At 72.4% G+C, this 25,514-nt stretch carries 5 protein-coding genes; all 5 read left to right on the top strand.

Going from position 1 to position 25,514, the window contains the following annotated elements; all coding sequences use genetic code 11:
* Positions 1–22 precede the first annotated feature (22 nt).
* From ACZ5XS_RS13860 to ACZ5XS_RS13880, 5 genes are read left to right on the top strand one after another with little or no spacing between them, the layout of a single operon-like run.
* The gene (locus ACZ5XS_RS13860) at positions 23–469 is read left to right on the top strand and encodes a type VII secretion system-associated protein (protein ID WP_454314741.1); all 447 of its coding nucleotides are present in this window, start codon (positions 23–25) and stop codon (positions 467–469) included.
* Between the two features lie 12 nt (positions 470–481).
* The gene (locus ACZ5XS_RS13865) at positions 482–4,012 is read left to right on the top strand and encodes an AAWKG family protein (RefSeq protein ID WP_468650898.1); all 3,531 of its coding nucleotides are present in this window, start codon (positions 482–484) and stop codon (positions 4,010–4,012) included.
* A gap of 16 nt (positions 4,013–4,028) precedes the next feature.
* Positions 4,029–4,535 carry a YbaB/EbfC family nucleoid-associated protein gene (locus tag ACZ5XS_RS13870; RefSeq protein ID WP_468650900.1) on the top strand — a complete coding sequence of 169 codons (507 nt, stop codon included), beginning with the start codon at positions 4,029–4,031 and terminating at the stop codon, positions 4,533–4,535.
* Positions 4,532–4,885 (top strand): hypothetical protein, encoded by a 354-nt coding sequence (locus ACZ5XS_RS13875; RefSeq protein WP_468650902.1) that lies wholly within the window; start codon positions 4,532–4,534, stop codon positions 4,883–4,885. Before ACZ5XS_RS13870 ends, ACZ5XS_RS13875 begins: the two co-directional genes overlap by 4 nt.
* Positions 4,886–25,450 (top strand): lonely Cys domain-containing protein, encoded by a 20,565-nt coding sequence (locus tag ACZ5XS_RS13880; protein ID WP_468650904.1) that lies wholly within the window; start codon positions 4,886–4,888, stop codon positions 25,448–25,450. It abuts the gene before it with no gap.
* The last annotated feature ends 64 nt before the right edge of the window (positions 25,451–25,514 follow it).

A 25,514-nucleotide genomic window follows, 5' to 3' on the forward strand; every position in this document is an offset into this window, starting at 1 on the left:
CCGGTGACGGAAGGGTGATCTCGTGGCCGTCACGGTCCTCGACAGCACGTTCCTGAAGAACTTCATCAACAACCAGATCGACGGCTTCCGTACGACGCTGGAGAACATCCTCAAGGACAGTCCGACCGCCGGACCGGCGATCTCGTTCATCGCGGACAGCATCTCGACCACGACGATCGATTCCGCGAAGCCGCTCGTCATCGGTCTCATGGCCGGTGAGAACAGCGCGGTCGGCGGGGGCGCTCTGAACAAGGTCATCCAGCAGGGCGCGGGAGAGGTCGTACGCATCCTCGAGGATCAGACGATCCTCTTCGAGGACCTCGAACAGGCGTTGTGGGACACCATCGACGAACTGGCCAAGAGCCAGGGGAAGAACCTCGAGAACATCAGCGCGGACGATTTCATGGACATCTTCGAGGATGTCGACAGTGATCTCGACAATCCGGGTGCTACCGAAGAGAAAGAGTGACGGAGTTCGGCGATGGCCAACCCCGAGGACAACAACAACGACAACTGGAAGAAAGCGGTTGACCTGCTCACCGGCTATGTCCTGCCGGAGCGGAAGACGTTGTTCGATGATCTGAAGGGTAACGACGGCATCCCGCTGATGCACGTCCGGCTGGACAAGCGCGGGGGCCCTGACTACTCGCCGGGTTTCCTGTCCTCCAGCGGATGGAAGACGCACAACACCGACTACACCATCCCGTTCTACCGCCCCAGCGACGACTCCCAGGACGTGTCCGCGGGGAAGTACCTCTACCGGTACCGCGCCTACATCACCTTCCTCGCGTCCGGCCAGGCCCTGCCGCCGAGCGGGAACGACGTGATCCCGGACTACACGAAGACGAGCGACCGCCTGAAGGACAAGGGCGGCTGGAACAAAGAGGGCGAGAAGCTCGACTGGAACACCAACGCCCTGGTCCGGTACGTCTACGGCTCCAAGGACGCCCTCTCGCAGCTCACCATGTGGCCCTACTCCACCCACGGGTTCAAGAACCGCGGCTACCCGGTGAACGACGCGGACTACGTCGACCTGCGCACCTTCACAGAAGCGGCCAAGGCCTTCGACCGGGTGGTCAAGTTCTTCGAGGACAGCGCGGGCACCGTCGGCAAGTGGGACACCGAGAACATCGGAGAGGGCAGCGACTCCTGGGACGGCACGTCGGCCGCCATCTTCAAGGAGCTCATCCACAAACTGGCCCGGAACTACGAGGGGTACGCCGACCAGCTCAACGGCAAGGGCGGCGACAACAGCGCCGTCACCGTCGACGGAGTGACCGTGACCTCCGAGCCGGCCCGGGCGCTGGCCGAGGCCCAGGGCGTTCTCCTCGCCCAGGCGCAGAAGCTCTACAACGCCTGGGAGGCGTGGAAGGCCGAGAGCAATCCGCAGCGCTGGCTGTACGACATGCTCCAGAACGCCCGGCTGACCCTCTTCGACACCCAGTACGACAAGACGGACATCGAGACGGTGTCCAGCGGCGGACCGTACGCCACGTGGCACAACTACGTGGTGTCGACCGACGGCTTCCAGAACGACATCGTCATCGAGGGCAAGTCGTACGGCAAGCCGAGCGAGATGACCACGTGGAAGGCGATCGCCGACGAGGCGGTGCGTCGGTGGGAGCAGTCCGTGCAGGACTGGCTCAGTACGGCGGGCGCCGAGGCCATCGTCGACATCCACAACGCCTTCAAGGCCGCGGAGAAGGCCTTCGACACCAGCATCACCGACAAGGACGACCGTCCCCTCTCCGAGATCTCCGCCGACGCGGAGGCCGATGCGGAGAAGAAGAAGGCGGCGGCCGAAGCGGCGGCTGCCAAGGCGGAGGCGGAGAAGGAGAAGGCCGAGGCCAAGGCCGAGCGGGAACGCGAGAAGGCGGAGGCCGAGAAGGAGAAGGCGGAAGCCAAGGCCGAAGCGGAGAAGGAGAAGGCCGAGGCCAAGGCCGAGCGGGAACGCGAGAAGGCGGAGGCCGAGAAGGAGAAGGCCGAGGCCAAGGCCGAAGCGGAGAAGGAAAAGGCCGAGGCCAAGGCCGAAGCGGAGAAGGAAAAGGCCGAGGCCAAGGCCGAGCGGGAGAGCGAGAAGGCGGAGGCCGAGAAGGAGAAGGCCGAAGCCAAGGCGGAGCAGGAACGCGAGAAGACCGAGGCCAAGGCCGAGCAGGCCGCCGCCAAGGAGGAGGCCCAGAAGGAGAAGGCCGAGGCCAAGGCGGAGCAGGAACGCGAGAAGGCCGAAGCCAAGGCTGAACAGGCCGCCGCCAAGGAGGAGGCCCAGAAGGAGAAGGCCGACGCCAAGGCCGAGCAGGCCGCCGCCAAGGAAGAGGCCGAGAAGGAGAAGGCCGAGGCCAAGCAGACGGCCGCCGAGCAGCAGGCGATGGTCCTCGCGCAGAACCAGAAGGCGCAGGACGAGGCGAAGAAGGAACGGGAACGCGCCGCCGCTCAGAACGAGGCCGACCGCGCCGAAGCCAAGGCGGAACAGGAAGCCGCGAAGGCGGAGGCCGCCGCCGAGAAGGAAGCGGCCAAGCAGGAGCAGGACCGCGAGAAGGCCGAGGCGAAGGCCGAGCAGGAGGCCGCGAAGGCGGAGGCCGCCGCTGAGAAGGACGCGGCGAAGCAGGAGCAGGCTCAGGAGAAGGCTGAGGCGGAGCGCGAGCAGGAAGCCGCCAAGGCACAGGCCGAGCAGGAGAAGGCCGAGGCGAAGGCCGAGCAGCAGGCCGCGCAGGCCGAGGCGAAGCAGGAGCAGGAGGCCGCGAAGGCGGAGGCCGCCGCCGAGAAGGACGCGGCCAAGCAGGAGCAGGCTCAGGCGAGGGCCGAGGCGGAGCGCGAGCAGGAGGCGGCCAAGGCGGAGGCCGAGCAGGAGAAGGAAGCCGCCAAGCGGGAGCAGTCCGACGCGCGGTCCCAGGCGGAGGCCCAGCAGGAAGAGGCCCGCCGCGAGGCATTGCAGGAGAAGCAGCAGGCCAGACTGGACGCCCAGAACGCCAAGGCCGACGCGCAGGCCGACTACGAGCAGCAGAAGGCCGAGGCCCGCGCCGAACGCGACGCCGCACTCCAGGACGCCGACCGCCAGGAGACCGCGGCGAGGGCGGAGTACGAGCAGGAGAAGGCCGAGGCCCAGGAACAGCGCGACCAGGCGCGGCAGGACGCCGAGCAGGAACGGGCCGGGGCACGCCAGGAGTACGAGCGGGAGATCGCGGCCGGTACCGACGAGGACGAGGCCCGCGCGGAGTACGACCGGCGGATCGCGGAGATCGACGCCGCGGAACAGACGGCCGTCGAACGGGCCGACGCCGCCGAGGCCGAGGCCAGGAGCGAGTACGACCAGGCCAAGGCCGACGCCCGGGCGGACCGGGACGAGGCGCGCACCGAGGCCGAGCAGGTCCGCAAGGACGCCAAGGCCGACTACGACCGGCGCATGGCCGAGATCCAGGCCGAGTACGACAGGATCGGCTCCGACGGCAAGGACATCGACGAGCAGATCAGGCAGCGCATCGCCGACCTGCCCGAGCCCCCCGACCTCTCCGCCCCCTACCAGGGCGGCTCGGCGGGCTCGTCCGGCTCCGCCTATTCCTCCGCGTTCAGCGACAACCTCTACAACCAGGACGACCTCGCCTCGGCGCTCGGGCGTCCGCAGGGCGGCGACGCCCTGGCGGGCACCTCCGCCGACGGCTCCGGCACCGGCGCGGGCTCGCCGGGGATGTACCCGCCGATGACGCGCGGCGCGGGCGGCGAGGCCGGCGGCGGTACCGGCGAGCGCGCCAGGACCGTCATCGAGCCCGCGGTCGGCCGATCCGGCCGCACGGCCGCCACGCAGACCGTCGGCGACGAGGAGCACCGCGTCGTCCCCAGGTCCACGCAGACCAGCAGCAGCACGCCCTTCATGCCGCCGATGGGCCCCATGGGCGGGGCGGGGGAGGGCAGGCCGCAGACGGAGAGCGGGGACAGGGAACGCACGACATGGCTGGCCGAGGACGAGGACGTCTGGGGCACCGACGAGGGCGGCGCGCCGCAGGCCCTGGGCCGTTGAGGGGAAGGGGACCGGGATGAGTCAGCCGATGGAGGACCGTGTGGCCCAGGCGATGGCCCACCTCAAGGCGGCGGAACAGGCCGCGGCGTCGGCACGCGCCGAGCTGGACGCGGCGTCGGTCACCGCGCGCTCGGCGGACCGGTCGGTGCGGGTCTCCGTCGGCGCGAAGGGGGAGCTGACCAGCCTGGAGTTCCTCGACGGCAAGTACCGGACCATGGCCGCCGCCCAGCTCTCCGCGGCGGTGCTGGAGGCCGCGAACCAGGCGCGGGCCGAGATGGCACGCCGGGTCGTCGCCACCCTCGACCCGCTCACCCGGATGACCGCGCGCGGTGCCGCCCCGCAACGCATGGGCGTCGACTGGGAGTCCCTCTTCGGAACCCTGCTCAAGGAGACCTCCGTGACGGAGGGGTCCACGGCGATGAGCAGGCTCCGCGACGAGATCGTCGAGGACGACGAGGAACCCGCGACCCCGCCCAGGACGGCGGGGCGCGCCGCGGACGACGGACGACAGGAGGGCGCGTGACCATGGCCGGCAACTACTCCGCCGACATCCAGGCGATTCTGCAGGGCTCCCGGCATCTCGCCGACGCGGTGCGCTACGGCGACGAGATGCTGCCCCGGTTCGAGAACGGGAACGCCGCGTACGCGGGCTGGTGGGGCGAGGAGGGCGGCGACGACGACTTCGCCAACGCGGTCGGCGAGCAGGTCCGCAGGGAACAGCAGCAGGTGACGGACACCGTCCTGGCCATCACCAGCGGGTTCATGGCGCTGGTCGACGCCGTCGCCGCGGAGGCCGACCATGTGCAGCGGCCGCAGACCCAGGCAGTGGACGACATCGAGGCGCAGGGCTCGGGAAGCGAGAACAGGCGCTGAATGGCCATCATGTTCCCGCCCGGGCTGCGGGAGTTCATCGAGGTCTGGGTGGGCGCGAACGTCGCCACCGGCAACGAGGACCTGGGCTTCGACAGCCGTAATCCCTACCTGCGGCTGGCCGACGACATCAGGGACCTGTCCGACGCGATGAAGGGAGCGATCTCCACCGCCGGGAACTCGCTCCCGCCGCGGATCGCCGACGAGTTCGTGGCCGCGATGAAGCTGTTCGTCGACGACAACGGCCAGAACCATCTGGAGAAGTTCTCCGACGAACTCAGGGAACTTGGCTCCCGGCAGGGGGACCGCTCCATCAAGCTGTCCGAGGCGAAGTACCAGATCCTCCTCGAGTTCATCCTGATGAACATCGAACTGGCCCTGATCGCGGCGCTGGCCGTCTTCACCGGCGGCACGTCGCTCACCGAGATCGCCATCCAGAAGGCACGCACCGCACTCACCATCCTGCTGCTTCTCCAGCGGCTGGGGCGTGCCATCCCCACGCCGCTGTCGGTGCTGCTGGAGGCGATCCAGGAGGCGTTCGTCTCGTTCGCCGCGCAGCTGATCTCCATGACCGTGCCGGACGACCCGGACCGCCGCCGCAACAGCTTCGACTGGAAGGACATCGGCCAGTCGGCGGTCGCCGGCGCGTTCGCGGGGCTCTTCGGAGGCCTGTTCTCCCAGTTCAGCGGGCCGATCGTACGCAACCTCTTCAAGGACAACCGTACGTGGAAGGAGGTGTTCGACCTTCCGCTCGCCTTCGTCAACGAGGGGCAGGCGGAGACCTTCGCGGAGGCCTTCACCGGACTGATCTTCCGGGGCACGTTCACGCTCAATCCCGGCACGTTCGTGAGCGCCGGCCTCAGCGGCGCCCTCTTCGAGGCGACCTCCACGGGTGCGGAGTACGGCGGGAAGTGGCTGAACGACCAGTTCTTCCGTGACCTGCGCTTCGGCGCCGACGACATCAACGACCTGCCGGGCGGCCGCGACCGGGACGGCGGCAGGAACGGGAGCGAGAACCGGTACACGTACAAGAACACGTACGAGAACCCGTACAAAAACACATACGACGACGGCAGCACTTACCGGGACGTTCACGGCGACCCGTACCGGGACGGCTACGGCGGCACGTACGCGGACGGCAGCGTGTACCGCGACCCTCTGGGCGACACGTACGGAGACGACTCCGACTCCTACCGCGGTGACATCAGCGACAACGCGTCGGTCTTCAGCCACACCAGCGACGTCTCCTCGGTCTCCTCCCCCTCGTCCCTCCCGGACTACGACACGGCCCCCGGCACCGACACCGTCTTCTCCGCCCTCAACCCGGTCCCCACCGCCTTCCCGGGTCAGTCCGCGCCGTACTCCGTCCCGCAGCAACGGCCGCAGACCGCCTCGTCCGACGATCCGGCGGTCATCGCCGGGCCGACTCTCCCGGACCCGGTCACCCCGGACGGCGTCCGCACCCTCTCGCCCGGGGAGTCCGAGGGGTCGGAGCAGTCCCGCCCGTCCTCCGTCGTGCCGAAGCCCGACAGCCGGACCACGTCCGACCTCCCGCAGCCCTACCGGCCCGTGCGCACCGAGTCCGAGGACGACCCGGTCACCTTTGTCGACCCGGCGGAACCGTCCCCGGTCGTCCCCCGGGACGTGCCGCACACCCAGCCCGTCACCGTCGACGAGACGCCGCTCAGCTCCCCGAGGCCGAGCGAAATCCCGACCGGCCCCTCTTCCGGGCCCGGTTCACCCGACTCCGTCGACATGATCATGGATTGGGAGGACGGCCAGGACGCGTCCGAGCCCGACCTCGAGCCCGACTTCGCCTCGGACATCGAGCCGGACTCCGTATCGTCGGATGCGGGGACGGACCCAGCCACCGAGGCGTTGTACGACCGGCTGCTGACGGACGTGTTCGGCCCGGGGATCTCGGCGAACCCCCTCCATCCCGCGCTGCGGGACAGCCTCGCGCACCTCGACCAGCTCCGGCAGGCCGTTCCCGCGCTGCGCGACGGCCCGCTCGACCTGGACGACGTGACCCGCCGGGTGCTGCTCCTGGACACCGCCGCGCCGGTGACCGACGCACAGCGCAGCGAGCTGTTCCGGCTGGCGCTGGACCCGGCGGTGGAGTCCGCGGGCAGTCTGGCCACGCTGTCCGCCTTCCACCTGGAGCTGCGTGGCGCGCTGTCCCTCACCCAGGCGCTGACCGCCGACGACGGCGGCGTCTGGGGCCGCAACTGGACGAACACCTCGATCCCCGACCTGGACCTCACCGAGGTGGGAAAGGTGGTCCGCAACCCCGACGGCACCCTGGGCCGCGGCGACGTCGAGTCCGCGCCCTGGCACCGGCCCGGAGAACCGAAACCGTACGTGGTGATGGCGGAGGGCGACCACGAACGGATCGTCGTACGCGGCTACGACGGCGCCCCGCGCCCGGTGCCCCTCGACGTGTTCGCCGAACTGCTGGCCCGCGACCCCCGGCTCGCCGGGCTGCCCCCGGACACCCCCGTGGTGCTGCTCGTCCCCGACGCCGGCGCCCGTGGCCTGGATCTCCCGCGCCAGGCGGCGGACCGGGTCGGCAGGGACGTCTGGTCGGCCAACGGCACCGTGAAGGTGTCCCCGCAGCAGGACCCGTCGCGGCCGTACGTCGTCTCCCTGCTGTACGGGGAGGGGCTGCCGCGCGCCGACTGGATCCACAGCACCCCCGGTCAGGTGCTCGACCCGGCGGAGTACGAGAACGCCCCGGCCTGGGAGCGCGAGGTGCGTTCGCACAGCGTCGTCACCGACGGGGGCACCACCATCGGCAGAGGCGTGTTCGAGGACTCCGAGGCCCCGCGCCGGATCACGGCGCTGAAGCTCGCGACGGAGTCGTCGGAGCTGTGGCACTACAACCCGGCCAGCGGGGAGTCGGCCAAGGACGACGAGCCCGTCCCGTTCGCCGGCAAGCCGGTGTACGTCTTCGGCGCCCACGCCCGGCCCGGCGCGACCCGCGTGCCCACCATGACGGACCCGGCCCACCACTCCCACCAGCGGGAGACCGGCGGCATGCTCAAGCGGCGCCCGAGCCTGGCGCGGCTCCCGGAGGACCACGCCGTGCTGATGGAGGCATGCTCCAGCGCGAAGCCGCCGGGTGTGGTCCGTACCCGCCGGGGCGTCGACGACACGTTCGTCCCCGACCCGCTGGCGGTCGTCAGCGAGAGCCAGCACGTCGCCAACGAGACCGGCCGCACCACGTACGGCGGCACCCACATGGTCAGCTTCGCGACCCTGCCGGACGGGACGTTCGTCCACCGCCTCTACACGGACTCCCGGGGGCGGCGCGGCCAGTGGGTGGAGCACCGGCCCGAACCCACCGGCGACCTGCTGGACGACCGTGCCCGCGCGGCGGGCCTGCACATCGACCCCGAGCAGCCGGTCACGGACGCCACCCGCGAACGGACGCTGCGGCTGGTCCGCGCGCTGCGGCTGGCCTTCGGCGCGGCGATCGAGGACGACAGCCGGTACGGCGATCTCCTCGCAGGGATCGGGGCGTTGGAGTCGATGCGGGCGGCCGATCCGGCCCTGCGCGACCTCGTCCCGTTCTCCATGGACCTGTTCGAACGCGCCGCCCACGCGGACCGGCAGGATGCCCCCGGCCCCGACGCCTACCGGGACCTGCTCACCCGGGCCACCGACGCCGTGCGCAGGCAACCGGGCACCGTCTTCTCCGACTTCGTCGCCCTGCCCCACGTCACCGCCGCGACGCGGCGGCTGGGCGGTCTCACGGACCAGGACCTGGACACCGAGGCCGCCCACGTCCTGCGGCTGGACGACGGGCCGGCGGGCGTCGGGGACGCCGAGCGGGCCCGGCTGTTCTGGGCGACGGTCAAGGCCCTGGAGTGGGAGAGCCGCACCCCCGACCCGGACGCCCTCACCGGCAGGATCCTGCACCTGGACCGGCCGGACCCGGCCCGGCGGCCCGACCTGCTCCACCTGGTCGCCCAGGCGGCGGCCGTCGGCGTCGATGTGGACAACCCGACCGAACTGGGCGCCTTCCACCTGGAGACGCTCGGCGCCCTCTCGCCCGAGACCCAGCTCCGCGACACCGACGGCGCGCCGGTGGGCCGTCATTGGGCGCAGGCCCCGCCGAACGCGACCATGGCGACCGACCGCGTCGTCGTCGCCGCCCCGAAGGCGGGCGGCGGCTTCCAGCCCGTGAGCCAGGAGCCACCGCCGTGGCGCGCGCCGGGCGGGCCCTCGGCCTACACGGTGTGGGCCGGGGGCGGCCCGGACCACCTGCTGATGAACCTGCCCGGCGGCTTCCGCGGCCGGGTGCCGTACGACGAGGTCGCCGAACTGCTGGTGCGGGACCCGGCGTTGAACACCCGCCCGGCGGACGGCACGGACATCGTCCTGGCGGTCTCGAAGGTGGTCCCGCTCACCGCACCGCCCTCCGGCGCCGCCGCCTCCTCTTCCTCGGACGCCGATCCGCGAGCCGTCATCGGCGCCGGGACCGGCCGGGCCGTGTGGGCCTCGCAGGGCGGTGTGGCCCTGGCCGGGACCGGGCCGTCGCGGCCGTACGTCCCCACCCTGCTCCCCGGGGTGCCGGGCCGTCCGCCCGCCGCCGACTGGTCGGTCCTGCGCCCCGGCGACTCCTCAGCGTCGAGCACGGGTGTGCCGACCGGCGGCGACACCGGAGTGGACGAGGTCACGTTCGCGGACCGGGAGGAGGGCGCCGGGAGCACGGGCCGTCGTGATGCGGTGCTGGGCGAGAGCGGCGGCATGCCGTTGCCGGACGACCTCGACGACGACGTGTTCGGGGACACCACCGAGACCTACCCGCCGCCCGCGGCGTCGCGCCCGCCGACCGTCTCGTCGGACCCGTCCGAGCCGTCCTCGACCGATGAGGAGACCCGGCAGCGAGAACTGCTGACGGACCTCTACGGTCCCGGCGTCGTGTCGGGTCCCCGGTACGCGATCCTTCGTGACGCGCTCGCGCACCTCGACCGGCTCCGCCAGGACGACCCCCTGCTGGACCACGGCCCGTTCGACCTGGAAGCCGTGACCCGCCGGGTGCTGCTCCTGGGCCCCGCCGATCCTGTGACCGACGTACAGCGCGGCCAAGTGCTGCGGCTGGCCACGGCAGAGCCGGCGGAGTCGGCCGGAAGCCTGGCCGCCCTCGCCGCGCTCCACCTGCGGCACCAAGGCGTCCTGGCCCCCACCCGCGCCCTGACCACCGGCCCGGACGGGCGCCCCCGAGGCCGCGACTGGACCACCGCTCACCTCCCCGGCCTGAATCTCTCGCACACCGGGAGAACGGCACTCCGGTCCGACGGCAGCCCGTACCGCACCGACGTGGACACCGCGCCCTGGCACCGACCGGGCGAGCCCGAACCGTACGCCGTGCGGGCGCACGGCGATCACCAGCACATCGTCGTACGCGGCTTCGACGGCGCCCCCCGCGAGGTGCCGCTCGACGTCTTCGCCGAACTGCTGGCCCTCGACCCGGAGCTGGCCGGACTGCCCGCGGACGTTCCCGTGGTGCTGCTCGTCCCCGGCGCCGGTGCCCGCGGCCTGGAACTGCCGCGCCGGGCCGCGGACCGGATCGGAAGGGACGTGTGGTCGGCCGACGGCGGCGTGGACGTCACCCCGCAGCAGGACCCGTCACCGCAGGATGCGTCACAGCCGTACGTCGTCTCCCTGCGCGGTGGCCGGGGCGGGCAACGGGTCGACTGGATCCGCAGCACCCCCGGCCAGGTGCTCGACCCCGCCGAGTCCGCGAACGCCCCCTTCTGGGAGCAGGAGACGCTGTCCCGCACCATCGTCACCGACCGGGGGCCGATCGGCCGGGGCGTATTCGCGGACAACGAACCCCCGCGGACGCTGGCGGACCTGCGGCACGCGACGACGGCGACGGAGCTGCACCACTACAACAAGGCCACCGACGAATGGACCAAGGACGACCAGCCCGTCCCGTTCGCCGGCAAGCCGGTGTACGTCTTCGCCGCCCACGCCCGGCCGGGCGAGACCCGCGTGCCCACCCTGTCCAACCCCGACCACAGCACCCGGCAGGAGCGGACCGGTGGGATGCTCAAGCGCCGTCCGAGCCTGGCGCGGCTCCCGGAGGACCACGCCGTGCTGATGGAGGCGTGCTCCAGCGCGAAGCCGCCGGGTGTGGTCCGCACGCGCCGGGGCGTCGACGACACGTTCGTCCCCGACCCGCTGGCGGTCGTCAGCGAGAGCCAGCACGTCGCCAACGAGACCGGCCGCACCACGTACGGCGGCACCCACGCGGTCGGCATCGTCTGGCGGAACGACAAGCCCGTCCACGCCCTTCACACCGACTCCCGGGGGCGGCGCGGCCAGTGGGTGGAGCACCGGCCCGAACCCACCGGCGACCTGCTCGACGACCGCGCCCGCGCGGCGGGCCTGCACACCGACCCGCTGGGACCGCCATCGCCCCAGACCCGCGAGCGGACGCTGCGGCTGGTGCGCGCGCTGCGGCTGACGTTCGGGGTGAGCGTCGAGGACGACAGCCGCTACGGCGAACTCCTCGCCGGGATCGGCGCTCTGGAGACCATGCGCCACAGCGACCCGCTGCTGCGTGACACCGTGCCGTTCAGCCTGGACCTGTTCGAGCGCGCGGCCCGCGAGATCCGCGCGACGGAACACGGCGTCGTGGACGGCGACCTGGGACCCGACGCCTACCGGGACCTGCTGGCCGGGGCCGCCGACGCCGTGCGCCGGAATCCGGGCGCCGTACTCACGGACTTCGCGACCCTGCCGCACGTGGTCACCGTGGCCGAAGCGCTGGACGGTCTCACCGACCAGGACGTGCACGACGAGGCCGCCCATGTCCTGGGGGTCGACCCGGACACGGCGGCCATCGGGCAGCCCGAGCGGTCCGAGCTGTTCTGGGCGACCGTCAAGGCGCTGGAGTGGGTGAGCCGGACACCCGACGTGGACGCCCTCACGGGCCGACTGCTCCATCTGGACCGGCCGGACCCGGCCCGGCGGCCCGACCTGCTCGAACTGGTCGTGCGGGCGGCGGCCGCCGGCGTCGACGTGGACAACCTGACCGAACTGGGCGCCTTTCACCTGGAGTTGCTGGGGGCCCTCTCCCCGGACACCCTGCTCTCCGACGACCAGGGGGCACCGGCCGGACGCGCCTGGGCACGGGGTTCGTCCCCCGTGACGGTGGACGTCGGCAGCGCCCTCGTCATGGCGGCGACACCGGACGGCGGCCACCGCCCCCTGCGCAGGGCGAAGATGCCGTGGACCACCGACCCCACCACACCCACGCCGTACCTGGTGTGGGGCGAGAGCGGGCCGGACCACCTGACCATGAACCTGCCCGGCGGACTCCGTGTCCGGGCGCCGTACGAGGAGGTCGCCGAACTGCTGGCGCGGGACCCGGGGCTCAACACCCGCCCCAGGGCCGCCGACGTCGTCCTCGCCGCCCCGCACACGACACCCGGCGCACAGCCGACACCGCGGGCCACGAGCGTCGTGAGCGCCGGTACCGGCCGCGGCGTATGGACGTCACCGGGTGCGGTGGACCTGCTCGCGCAGGGCGACCCGTCGAGCCCGCACGTCCTCTCCCTGCTCCCCCTCGCGGACGGCCGGCGTCAGCGGGCCGACGACTGGTCGGCCGTGCGGGCGCGCCCGGAACCCGCGACGGACGCCGGCACCACGTTCGCGGACGGCCCTTCGTCCCAGGCGCGGGACCTGACGCCGGCCCTCGTTCCGGAGCGCCCCGAGCCGGACCCGTCCGTCGGGGACGGCCCTCTCCTCGACCCCGCCATGGCGGCCCCCTCACGCGAACGCCGCTCCCCGGCCAGGTTCGAGGACGGCAGGCGAATGCCCGCGTACGTCGATGACCTCCCGTCGCTGCTGCCCACCGGACTGACCGCCGCCGAGCTGGAACAGCTCCTCGCCAATCCCGGTACCTTCGGCCAGAGCACGGTCGTCCTGCGCGGCTTCGAGCAGGTGGTGGACGCCATCGACCGCGAACTGGGACGCAGGCCGGATGCCCGGCCCGCGGACGGCACGCAGCTGCTGGACGAGGTCCGCCAGACGCTCCGGGACAAGCCGAAGACCCTGGCCGACGGCGAGGGGCGCCCCTTCCCGTACGTCAACGCCGACGGCAAGGTCCGCGTCCTGTGGGTCAGGGCGCGGCACCACGGCAACTGGGCCCCGTTCGACGACGGCATCGGTGACGAGACGAAGATCGACAGCATGCACCGGGCGGCCGCGACCTTCGGACTGACCAAGAACATGCAGGCCAACTCGCAGTACGGGCTCGGCGGGCCGATCGGCCCGGCGGGCACCGCGGCGTTCGGCGGTTTCGGCCGTCTCGCCCTGCGGTTCGGCTTCATCGACAAGGTCGGCTACACGCTGACCGACCAGCGCATGAACCAGATGGAGACGCGGACGCTGGACAAGTCGCGGGCGTTCCTGGACGACGTCCACTACGAGATGCGCGTCACCGATGCCACCGGACGGGTCGTCACCGGCCTCGCCGCAGGGCCTGGCGGCGAGGCCGAGCCCGCCCCCGTCACCGACTTGGCCGCACCCGCCCGGTTCTCCTTCGGCGTCCGCAAGGGACTCCTGGTCCGCCTGCCCGACAGCGTGACCGAGATGCCGAAGCCGGGCCGGATCCCCCGGTCCATCGACCTGGACCGCAACTCCCAGTACCGCTTCGTCCGTATCGAGGGGTTCGGCCCCGTCACGGCGATCCGCGACTGGGCCGCCGGACAGATCGGAGCGCTGCCCGGCAGCTCCGCCTACACGGAGCTGGACATCTTCTTCTCGGGCGACAGCTTCCAGCGGCACGGCGGCACGATGGCGCGTGGCCGCATCACCACCCCGCCGCTGTTCGCCGACGACAAGCAGAAGTCGCCGCTGGGCGTCTTCGTGGTGGAGGAACTCATTCCGCGGGCGGCGGTGCTCGTCGGCGAGACCGACCAGGCCGAGATGCGGGACATCAACACCTCGACGGTCCGCAGCGAGCGGAGTCGGGCGCAGGGCAGGAGCCTGCTGCTGCAAGCCGTCGCCGGACCCGCCTTCAACTTCTTCGATCCCGGCACGGCCCCCTTCGACCTTCGGCTCCAGGCCGGACCGACCGCCCAGTACTCGTACGCGAAGACCTGGTCGGTCGGGCTCGGCGGGGCCGGCACCCTCAAGTCGGCCGGCCAGGTGAAGGGGCCCAGGACCGCGCTGTACCTGGTCGTGAAGTCGGTGCGGGTGCGGCAGGCCGGCGACAACTCACCGCCGAGGAGCTTCCTCACGTGGAGCCTGGACCGGATGACCAGCTCCGAGGCACGGCGGCTGGCCGGATGGGACGACGGGACCACGATCGCCCTGCGCAACGGTGCCGCCCCGCCGTTCGTGCCGGCCTACCTGACCGTGGACCGGCCGCGGACCCTCGGCATGCACCGGGTGAAGGAGTTCACCTTCGACGACGGCCTGCGCACCCGGGTCACCCCGGACGCCGCGGACGGAGTGGGCCGCACCCTGCTGGACGCGTTCGCCGACGGCGTGGTGGACGCCCTCGCGCATCTGCGCCAGGGACTGGTGGTGCCCCTCGACCAGTTGCTGCCGCCCGACCTGCCGAAGGGCTGGCGCGCCCGCCTGGGCGACCTGCTCAGGAACAACCCGGACCAGGTGCTCCAGGCGGCTCAGAGCCTGCCCAGGCCGCCCCGGTGGACCGATCCCGTCAAGTACCGCATCGCGCTCCAGAACACCCTCCAGGTCCTCGGCGTGCTGTCGCAGCAGAACGTCACCGCCAACCTGGAGGCGCTGACCACGATCGGTCTGCCGATCCGACTCACCGACCCCGACGCCGTCGGGCAGACCTACTACACCGTCCGTGTGCACGGGACGCTGACCCGACGCCGCTACGAGGGCAAGGACGTCAACGAGGGCATGCGCTTCAGTGCCCAGGGCATTGACCGGCTCGACGGCCAGACGAGCACGAAACGGGGCGTCGACCTCGGCTTCGAAGGCACCTTCTCGGGCCGCGACAACAACGTCGACGGCGCGGGCCTGCCCCGGAACACGCTCGGGCTGACCCTGGGCGCACGCCAGGGATGGCAGTGGGAGACGGAGACCGGCTTCGGCTCGACGGTCACCAACGAGCCGATGTCGGTGAGCAACCAGCCCACCCACCTGTACCGCTACGACCTGGCCCTCACCGCGGCGATGGGCGGCTACTGGAGGCCCCGTGGCCTGATCCGCGGTCTGGGTCTCGGGCTGCCGGGGCTGCTGGTCCTGGACGAGCCGGTCAACGTGCTCTTCGGCCGCACGCCGCTGGGCCGCCTTTCGGGCGGCGGCCCGGTGACCGGTCAGGTGCTCATCGGTGTCCCCGTCCAGCACACCCCGGACGCGGACCCGTACGCGGACGGGGCCCTCAACCCCTACCTGTCCGACGAGCCCGCCCCCGCGTCCCTGACCACCGAGCGGGCCCTCGCGCTGGCGAAGGGGGATCTCGTACTGCCCGCGGGCCCCGGCACCGGCCAGCCCGCCGGACGGCTCGCCGACCGCGGGACACGGCAGTTCAAGGAGTTCCGGCAGCACCCCTTCGTCATCGTCAACATGGTGCTGTCACCCACGCTGACCGCCGAGGTGGACCGGGTCCTCAAGACGGCGTCGGGCAGCGCCTGGCAACTGGTGAAGGAGGGCGCCCCCACCCGGGACGCGATCGTCCGCACCTTCACCCCCCAGTACCTCGCGTCCAGCTTCGACCAGAGTTCGGGGCCGCTGGGCCTGACGGGCAGCGGCCTGCTGGGCAAGGGGCCCTACGGCGAGCTGTGGGGAACCTTCCGGTACGCGACGGCGGTCGGGAACCTGCACGCCCTCACCCCGCCGATGTCCGTGGACACCGAGATGACCCTGGGCGGCACCCGCCAGGCCGCCGGCAAGATCAGCAACAGCACCAGCTTCGTCTTCGGCGGCCAGCTGGTCTACGCGGTCGCCCAGAGCCCCGGCCACGGCCTCATGGGCGGCTACGGCATCGTCGCCAACCCCCTCTCGGTGTCCCGCGCGCACAGTCTCAGCGTCGTCCGCACGGTCGTCGCGGACATGAACCGCAAGGGCTTCACCCACCAGGTGCTGGTGGCCGGCGATGTGCAGCACTGGTTCGCACTGCTCTCCAGCCGGCTGGGCACGGGCCGGATCGGCACCGCCGCGGCGGCCGGCGCCCTCGTGCCGCGCTCCCTCGCCGGAGCGGCGGGCACGGCCCTGACCAGCCCCGGCGGTCTGCTGGGGCACCTGCCGGAGAAGAGCGCCCACCGGCTGGGCCTGATCGACGACGGGCTGGGCGACGTCCCCCGCTACACCGGTCAGGCCTGGACGCCGCAACCCTGGATGCGCGGCGCCGCCTTCGGCACGTACGCCGTCAACGCGCTGGATCCCACCGACGTGCTGCTCGCGTTCGACCGGCGGATCCGGGAGCTGGGGCTCGACGACGCGAGCCGCGAGCGTGTCCGGCAGCTCGTGACGGCCCGCGCCACCCGGGCGCTGAAGGGGGAGATGACGACCACCGGTCCGTCGACGCTGGTCACCGCCGGCGCCTGGGGCTGGGGCAGTGTGCGGATCGGCAGCAGGCGGGTGCGGGCGCGCGTCGAGCTGATCCCCGGCACACCTGTCTTCGACGGCCTCGACCACAGCGCCGAGCTGGAGGAGAACCGGCGCGCCATCGAGACCGTCCAGCAGAACTCGGAGGCCTCCTCGGGGGCGGACGTGGGCCTGATGACCAGCCAGATGGTGCACGGCGGCAACACCTACGTGCCGGCGGCGGGACCCACGTACACCGAAGGCGGCTCGAATCGGAAGACGGTCTCCTCCAGCCACACGGTCACCACCGTCACCATCTACCGGGCGGCCTCCACCGAACCGCACGCGGAGATCGTCACCCCGTACCGGATGCGCATCACCCTGGAGGCCGACGACACGCCCCACATCGCCGCGCCGGCCGACCCGGAGCCGGCGAAGGGGAGTCCCACGGCCCTCGACCGCTTCCGGGGCCGGCTGCGCATCGTCGAGGAGGACGACGTCGGCGAGCTGCGCGAGCACGTGCCGCTCAGCCTGATGGAGCCGGAACCTCCGCAGACGCAGACGCAGACGCAGACGCAGACGGACGGGACCGGCACCTCCGGGCCCGGCCGACTGCTGCCCGCACCCGACCCGGCGGCCGACCCCGCACTGGCCGGCCCGCCCCGGCCGGTGCCCCTCCCCAAGACCGGAGAGCAACTGACGGTCCGGGACGGCGACGGCGTCACCCGGCCCTTCACCTTCCCCGAGAACGGCATGCACCCGCGCGGGATCATCGGCGTCGAGAACATCCGCATGGCCGGCGACCTCCTCCTCACCAAGGCGTACGACGTCGGCTTCCCCCTGCGCGCCCTGGAGGGTGAGGACGGGCCCGACGCCGCCGCTCTCACCGCACTTCTGCGCAGGACCAGGGAGACCGGACTGACCCGGCTGGGCACCGGTTCGGCGCAGGCGTTGGAGGACGGCACCAGTTCCACGGCACTCACGTCCTTCTTCCCCCGCACCACCGAACCGGACGGCTACCAGGTCGCGGGGCTGACCGAGAAGTCCCTCGTGGGCACCGACACCGGACGGCTCACCCTGCGCTCGGCGCCCGACTTCAGCCGCGCGCTGCTACTGACGGTCGCCGACGGCAAGAAGCTGGAGGTGCTCAGACGGTACGGGGAGAACGCCGGCACCTCGTCGTCCAGTGAGCACAGCCAGTCCGCGAGCTTCGGCGGCGCCTTCCTGTACGACTCGCCCAACAGCGCGGGCCTCAACCAGATCGGACTCTTCGGTCCCGGCCCCAACGACCTCGACGGCGACGGGATGCCGGTCGGGGACGACCACCTGACCTCGCGCAACCTGAAACCCAAGACGGGCCGCTCCTTCCTGTTCGCCGTCCCGGCCACCTGGCTCAGCGTCGGCGACGTGCACCGAAGCATCGTCGACTCCAAGCTCGCCAACCGGATCCGGGGCGGGACCCTCGCCAAGGCCAGGTCGGGCCCGCAGGCGATGGAGTCCGAGGCGTACGTCGTCACCTGGATCCGGGAGGACGTCGCCCGCGAGCTGCGGATCATCACCGACACCAACTTCCCCGAGCAAGTGGGGAAGGCGTGGGACGCGGTCGGCAGCGCGAGCGACGCGTGGGTCGACGCCGACAAGGCCTACTGGAAGAAGCGGCGCGCCTCCAGCGGGCTGCGGTCGGACCTCGACACCGCGCAGGCCGTCCTCGACAAGGCCGCTCGGACCGCCCGCGCGGCCACCCGCCCGGTCGACCTGGCCCGGGCCGACGTCGACGCCGCGGACACCGCCCTGCGCCGGACCGAGGCCGACGCGCGCGACGACCACCGTCTCGCGGCAGCCGCCGTGGCCGCCGCGCAGGCCGAGGTCGACGCCTTCGCCGACGACGAGTACGCCGAACCCGAGCACGACGGCTGGGCGCAACTCCTGCGGGACGAACAGGACGCCGCTCTGACCCGCCTGGCCGACGCCGAAGAGGCCGCCAGGACCCGGCGGCAGGCGGCCGCTCTGCGGCTGGAGACCGCGCGCGGCGAGAAGGCGGCGGCCGACGCGCGCCTCGACGCGGCCCTGCTGTCCGCGCGAGCGCCCGGCCGGGCCCTCGACGAGGCCACCGCGCGCCGGGACACGGCACGCACGGCCTTCGAGACCCGGCGCGCCGAACTGGACGCGCTCCGGGAGACGGCGGAGCAGGCCGCGGCGGAGTACCACCGGGTGCGGGCCGGCGCGGACCAGCTCACCCGCTGGCACCGGCTCGCGGCCACCCCGGAGGGCCGCGAGCAACTGGACGGTGTCCCCGAGCCACCGGCGGTGACCTACCAGGCCCCGCCGAAGGCGCCTCGGCCCAAGTCCCCGGCCCCGCCCCGTTACACCCGGACCGGCACGGGACCGGGCACCGTCCTCACCTCTCCCACGAACGAGACGTACACGCTCCACGACGTGCCCAGGGACGGCGACGCCTTCTTCCGTGCGCTCGCCCTCGGCCTCGAACACGCCGCCCCGGGACTACTGGCCGCGGAAGGCATCGACCCCGCCGATCCAGGAGCGACGACCGCGCTGCGCCGCAAGATGGCCTCCTGGCTCACCGACCACGCCGACGAGGACCTGCTGGCCGCCGTCGCCCCCGACCACACCGACACCTTCAGCGCGGAGGAGATCGCGGCGGCGGGCCTGGACCTCGGGACGGACACACCCGCCCGCCGTGAGTTCGACGGCCTCGGCGGCCTCCTCCCGCACGCCGTCGGCCTGACCCCCGAGGTGCGGGCCGAACTGGCCATCACCCAACTCCTGCGCCAGGGCGCCGCCCCGGCGGAGGCCGGCTGGAACCACGGCGCGGCGGACCTGCTCCCGCTCCTCGCCGCACGCACCTTCGGCGTGCGCGTCACGGTGGTCGGGAGTGACCGCGGCTTCCAGGACTTCACGCCGGGGAACCCGACGGACGACCTTGAGGGACTGGTCGGCACGCCCGCCCACTCCGGCGCACACGTGCTGCTGAGTCTGGACGACCGCCACTATCAACTGGGCGTACCGGCCACGCGGCCCCGGGGGGAGGGTCAGGAAGTTCTGCCCGAGGGCACTGGTCCGCTGCCCGAAGGGACGGAGGTGCTGCCGCCGAAGGGCACGCGGGGCGGGGCGGAGGGTGAGGTGGCCCTGGCCGAGGGCACTGGTCCGCTGCCCGAAGGGACGGAGGTGCTGCCGCCGAAGGACAGAGAAGGGCCGCCGCCGAAGGGCACTCAACCCCAGCCGGGAGACTCGCAGCCCCAGCCGCAGGATGCGCATTCCCAGCCGAAGGGCACGCGCCCTGAGCCAGAGACCTCGCAGCCCCCGGCGCCCAATGCGAAGGCTGGGGACCCGGCGTCGCAGCCGCCGACCGATCCGCCTCAGGGGAAGGCGAAGACCACCTCCGAGCCGGAGAGCGACAGCGGCCGGGCGAGAGGCCGTCGGGTGCCGGTGCCCGGCACGGGCGAGTGCCTGCTGTACTCCTTCATGGCCGGCGACCCCGTGCACATCCGCAGCCGCCTGGGCGGCCTCGCCACCACCGACCGCGCTGCGTACGACCTGCTGGGGAACCCCGACGCCGTACGCGCCGATCTGCGTCGGCAGGCGAGGTCCGGCACCACGACCGGCCCTTCGCGGGTCGTGCTCCGCGCCATGCGGTCGTACGTGGAGAACTACGTGCGCCGCAGTGGGGGACGGCTGCATCCGCAGATCCTCGGACAGTTCCGGCAGACGGTCGCCGACGCGTTCACCGCGCGCGTCCAGGCAATGGACCGGGCCGGGATGCTCGCCCTCCTCGCCCACCACGGCGTGCGGCACGTTCCCGTCCCGGAGGCCCTCGACCCCGCCGAACTGCTGCGGCGGTACGTCGACGCCCGCGTGGCGTCGCAACCTGCCGCACCGGGCGTCTCCCCGCAGGACGCCCGGGCCGTCGTGGCGGCGGAGGCCGAGGACCTGAGCCCGCGCCAGATGTTCGAGCACCTTGAGCGGCACGGCTTGCTGCCGAGGCCCGACGACCTCGACGACAGGGCACTGCGCCGCCTGCTCGGCACCGCCTACACCGAGAGCGCCGCGCCGCTGGACGCCACCGAACTGCCCACGCTCCTGGACGCCGTCGCCAACTGGGAGCGGCGCTGGGGGACGCCCGCGGGGGAGGTCTTCCTGCCCCTCCTCGCCCACGCGTTCGACCTGCGGGTCGATGTGGTGCGGTCCTTGCCCTCGGGGGCCCGACGGGTCAGCGGCGCCGGATCCGAGAACGCCACGCGGCAGACGGAGGTCTACTACAACGGCAGGAACCACTACGACGGCAGCGACGCCGGAGCCCGCGACCGGTTCGGCGAGTCGGTCCTCCCGAAGCGGGTCAAGGACGAGGAACGCGACCGGGACGGCGACGTACGTCTCAACCCTCTGTGGGTGCCGCTGGACGAGGTCGATCCGGACCTGCTGATCACCGGTAACCGCGACGCGGTGTGGCTGTACACGGTCACCGATGACGGGCGGGTGATCCTGGGCACGGAGGACCTGAGCGGCATCATCACGCCGGAGCAGTTCGACGCGCTGCTGTCGGGAATGCGGGAGAAGGACCCCGGTCTGACGGCGGAGTCGCTGCGCAAGGCGCTGGACGGGCTGGGCCATACCGGCATCGCCGCCGGTTTTGTCGACGACGGCGGCCGCGCGGCGGATTCGGCGGTGGGCCGGACGCTGCCGGGGCGCAGCCGGGTGTCCGGCGAGTTCCGCTGGAGCGCGAAGCTGCGTTCGTGGGTGGTGAACGACAAGTCGGGCCGTTACATGAGCGAGTCGGTCCGGCCGGGTCTGGACGCGGCGGAGGCGGCCGACTGGCTGACCAACGTGGCGGCCCTGTTCAGCGACCGACTGGGTGTCGTAGTCAGGACCGACCAGGTGAAGACCGCCGCGGCCGTCCCCCCACCTCCGCCTGTGCCCGAACCCGCTCCCGGGCCGCCGAAGACGCGGACGATGGCACTGAGCCCCGACGGGCACGGCCCGGCACCCCGGCCAGAGCCCGACGCCGAAGACGCCCCGCGCGACGTAGACGTGGTCGTGGACGTCGATGCCGATGAAGAGAGCGCGGCCGATCCCGAGAGCGCCCCGGCGCTTCCCCCGTCCCGGTCAAGGTTCACCTTCGAGCACCGCCACCGGGACATCACCGATCCCGACCAGCGCCGCCAACTCACCGACCTGGCCGAGCAGATCGTGCTGTCCGGCCTGCGGGACCTGAGGGCGGGCCTTCGACTGCCCGAGGTCACGGTCACCGGTTACAGCAACGGCCCGCGCTTCGCGCTGTCCGGTGGTGCCGTAGAGCACGCCGAGACGGTCGGCCGGCAGCGGGCGGAGGCCGTGCGGGACCTCCTCCGGGACGAGATCCGGCGTCAACTCCAGCGCAACGAGGGGGCCGTGCGCAATGTCGCGGAAGTACGCGGCGGCACGGTCCGGGCGGAGGACTTCCCGATCACCGCGGAGAGCGGCGGCCGGGACATCGGCGCCGTCGGCCCGATGGACGGCGCCACCGGGCGGGCGGCACGGCGGCAGGCGGTCATCACGGTCGACCGCTCTCCCCTGTCGGAGGCCGCCGCACGACTGGCGGAACTCAGCCCGAACGATTTCGGCGAGGCGGACTACTTCACCGGCCCGGACCGGCTCGCCGGAAAGCTCCTGCACCTCGACGACAACCCGGAGGACGATCCCGAATCGGAACGCGACTCGGACACCGACTCCGACACCGACTCGGACGGCGAGTCCACGGCCTCCGCGCCCGCGCCGGTGCGCTTCGACGTCGACAACCTGTCGAACCGTGTGCGCCGGCTGTACGAGCTGGTGGACGAGGCGATGGCGGCCGGCCGGGCGACCAGCCGGGCGGCACTGACCGCCTATCACCTGGGCAAGCAGGGCCTGTTGTCCGACGCCACCCGCCTGAGCGCACCGGACGGCACCCCCCTGGGCCGCAACTGGACGGGCCGGTCCGCCGGGGAGGTGGACGTCTCCTCCTACGACGTGGTGGACGGTGACAACCGCGACCCCCGGCCGTCACCATGGACGCGCCGACCCGATGCACCCCTCCCGTACGTGATCGGCGCGAAGGGCGGCGACCACACCTCGGTCAGGCTGACCCTGCCGGACGGCAGCAAGCGGTGGCAGCTGTCGCCGGAGGAGTTCGCCGAACTACTGGCTCAGGACGACGACCTGGCGAGCCGTCAGGATGCCGCCGAGGTGGTGCTTGTCTGGCCGAACGCCGGTGCCATGGGGCTGGACCTGCCGCGCGGGGCCGCGGCCCGGGTCGGCAGGACGCTGTGGTCGCACAGCGGCGACGCCGCGCTGAAGCCGCATCCGGACAGCGGTCGGCACCGCGTCGAGGTGACCGACGACCGGGCTCTCCTTGACGACGACGACTCGATCGAAGGGCTGATCGGTGAGCCGCTCGGCGAGTGGATCGTCAGTGAGCCCGGCGACCTGGGACCGGACGAAGGAGGGCCGGAACCCGCCGAAGCCGTCCTGCACACGATCGACGGCAGGACTCTGCGGGACGCGGACGTCAAGTCGGTCACCCTCACCGACGAGGGCCGGCCCATCGGCCGCGCGGTGGTCAACAGCCCCGACCTGTTCCGCCGCGAGCCGTGGCTCCAAGATCTGACCCGGTCGACCGAGTGGTCCGTCTACGACCCGGTCACCGGTGTACCGATCGGGAATCCCCGGCCGGTGCCGTGGAAGGGCCGCAAGCCCTACTTCTTCGTGGTCCACGGCCTGCCGGGGCAGACGCTCATGGTCGAGCGCATGTTCCAGAACAACGTCGCGGTCCGGGGCGCGGAAACCGGCGGCTACCTCCGGCGGCGCCGCAGCGTGAGCCGCCTCGACCAGGACACCCCCCTCGTGTTCCTGTCGTGCTGGGGGAGCGGACCGGAGGGACACTCCGCCGCCGCCCTGAAGCGGAGCCGCCCCTTCGTGCCCGATCCGCTCGCCGTCTCGTCGGCGGCTCAGGACGTCTCCAACGTGACACGACGTGACCTCTATGCCCCGAACAGGGAACACTGGAGCCGGTACGCGCACGGGAAGCTGTACGACCACGGCATCCCCACCACTCCGGTGAACGACCCGGTGGACATGGTGAAGGTGCGCCCCGAACCGACCCCGGACGAACTCGACACCCTCGCCGCACAGGCCGGCCTGGAGACCTCCCCGGACGTCACGCCGGCCATGGTCCGGGACACGGCACTGCGCCTGGTCCGCGCCCTGCGGACGACGTTCGGCGTCGACGTGGAGGAGGACAGGGACGACCCGGAGGGCACGTACCGCGGGTTGCTGCGCGGCATCGGCGCCCTCGAAGTCATGCGTCGCGGGGACGAGAACCTGCGGGAGTACGGTGAACTGACGCTCGACCTGCTCGACCAGGTCACCCGCGCGCACCACGGCCTGACCACCGCCCCCGGTACGCGGCCCGTGCCGCCGCACCCCGACGACGTACGGACGATGCTCGAAGCCGCGGCGGCGCACCTGGCGACCGACTCCCGGTCCGCGCTGCCCGACTTCGTCGCCCTGCCTTCCGTGGACCGGGCCCGCGAACTGATCGGCCGGCACGATGCCGACGAGTGGGCCCGCCAGGTGCTGGGGCTGCGCGCGGGGGAGCGGATCACCGCGGCGCACCGGCAGAACGCGTTGTGGGCCACGGTCAAGGCAGTGGAGAGCGTGGAGAACCACCCCGACCCGGACGCCCTGACGACGAAGGCGCTTCACCTTCCCACCGGCGTGAACCCGCGGGACGAGGCCGTCCGGGCGGACCTCGTGCGGATGGCGGCCACCGCGGCGGCCCTCGGTCGCGACGCCTACGACCCCACCGCGATCGCCGCGTACGACCTTGAACGCAACGGCGCGCTGAACGACCGCACCCTCATCACCTCCGCGACCGGCATGAGCGGCGGGCGCAGTTGGACGACGAAGCCGGTCCCGAGCCGTCTGTGGGTGGACCGCTACGTGATCTCACCCGACGGCGGACTGAAGGGCACCCGCGCGGCGCTGGCTCCCTGGCACAAGAAGGGCGCGGGGAAGGACACCCACTCCGCCGCCTACGTATTGGACATGAGCGGCACCACCCCGGGACATGTCGACATGCCCTGGCCGGACGGCACCACCCGCCCGGTGCCCTTCGAGGAGATCGCCGCACTGCTCTTCCACGACCCCGTTCTGGCACAACTGGACCGGAACGTCCCGGTCATCGCCGTCGGGACGGGGGAGAAGGACGGCGACCTGGCCGATGCGATCGCCGCCCGGACGGGGGCCGCCCGGACCGTGTGGCTGCCGGAGAAGCCCGTACGCCTCCTCGACCGGCGACCTGCCGTGAACGAGACCCTTCTCGTGGTGACCTCGCCCGAGGACGACACCGGAGCGCACTGGTCGCAGACCCTTCCGCCCGCGTTGGCGGCCCAGCCCTCCGGACCCGCCCCAGCCGTCATCACGACCGGCGACGACACCCCGTCTCAAGCGCCACCGTCTCCCTCGGACGCCCGGCGCCGGTGGGTCGCCGGCGAAGTCAGTGCGGAGGACCTGCCCGGGAACCCGCCGGGACTCACCGCCGACATCGTCACCCTGGCCGAACTGAGGGACGCGGGCGTCGAGATCACTCCAGGGATGGACGTCGAGGCACAACTGGGCGGTGGCGTGCGGGGCAGCGCGCTGGCGCCGCTCGACCAGGTGCGGCTGCTGCTGGCCCGCCCGGGCCCGTGGCCCGACACCCTGGACGCCGTCGCGGCCACCGTCTCGCGCCGCGTCTGGCGCACGGCTTTCACCGACTTCGCGAACACGGCCCCGGACGCGAACACCGCCCGGGCCTGGGACACGGCCCTCGGGCTGCTCCTGCCCGGCGAACGCGACTCCGTGCCCGCGGACTGGCGCTACGCCGGGGAGGCGTTCCGCGACGCGGTACGCCGGCTCGCGGTCGTCCTGGCGGCCGAAGGAACCGACCCCCAGACGGCCGCGAGCCTCGCCGCCCGGCTTCGGGAGAGCCTCGGACCGCCGCCCTCTGGGACAAGTGGTTCCCAGTGACCGTGGACGAAGCAGGCGGACGAAGGGAAAGCCGGACAGTGGAGCCCAAGATGCAGGAACAAAG

The organism is Streptomyces sp. NPDC033131 (genome assembly GCF_055578365.1).

Excerpts from the sequence above, each read along its gene's own strand:
- ACZ5XS_RS13865 (WP_468650898.1), top strand. The coding sequence starts at position 482 with ATGGCCAACCCCGAGGACAACAACAACGACAACTGGAAGAAAGCGGTT.
- ACZ5XS_RS13880 (WP_468650904.1), top strand. The coding sequence starts at position 4,886 with ATGGCCATCATGTTCCCGCCCGGGCTGCGGGAGTTCATCGAGGTCTGG.
- ACZ5XS_RS13870 (WP_468650900.1), top strand. The coding sequence starts at position 4,029 with ATGAGTCAGCCGATGGAGGACCGTGTGGCCCAGGCGATGGCCCACCTC.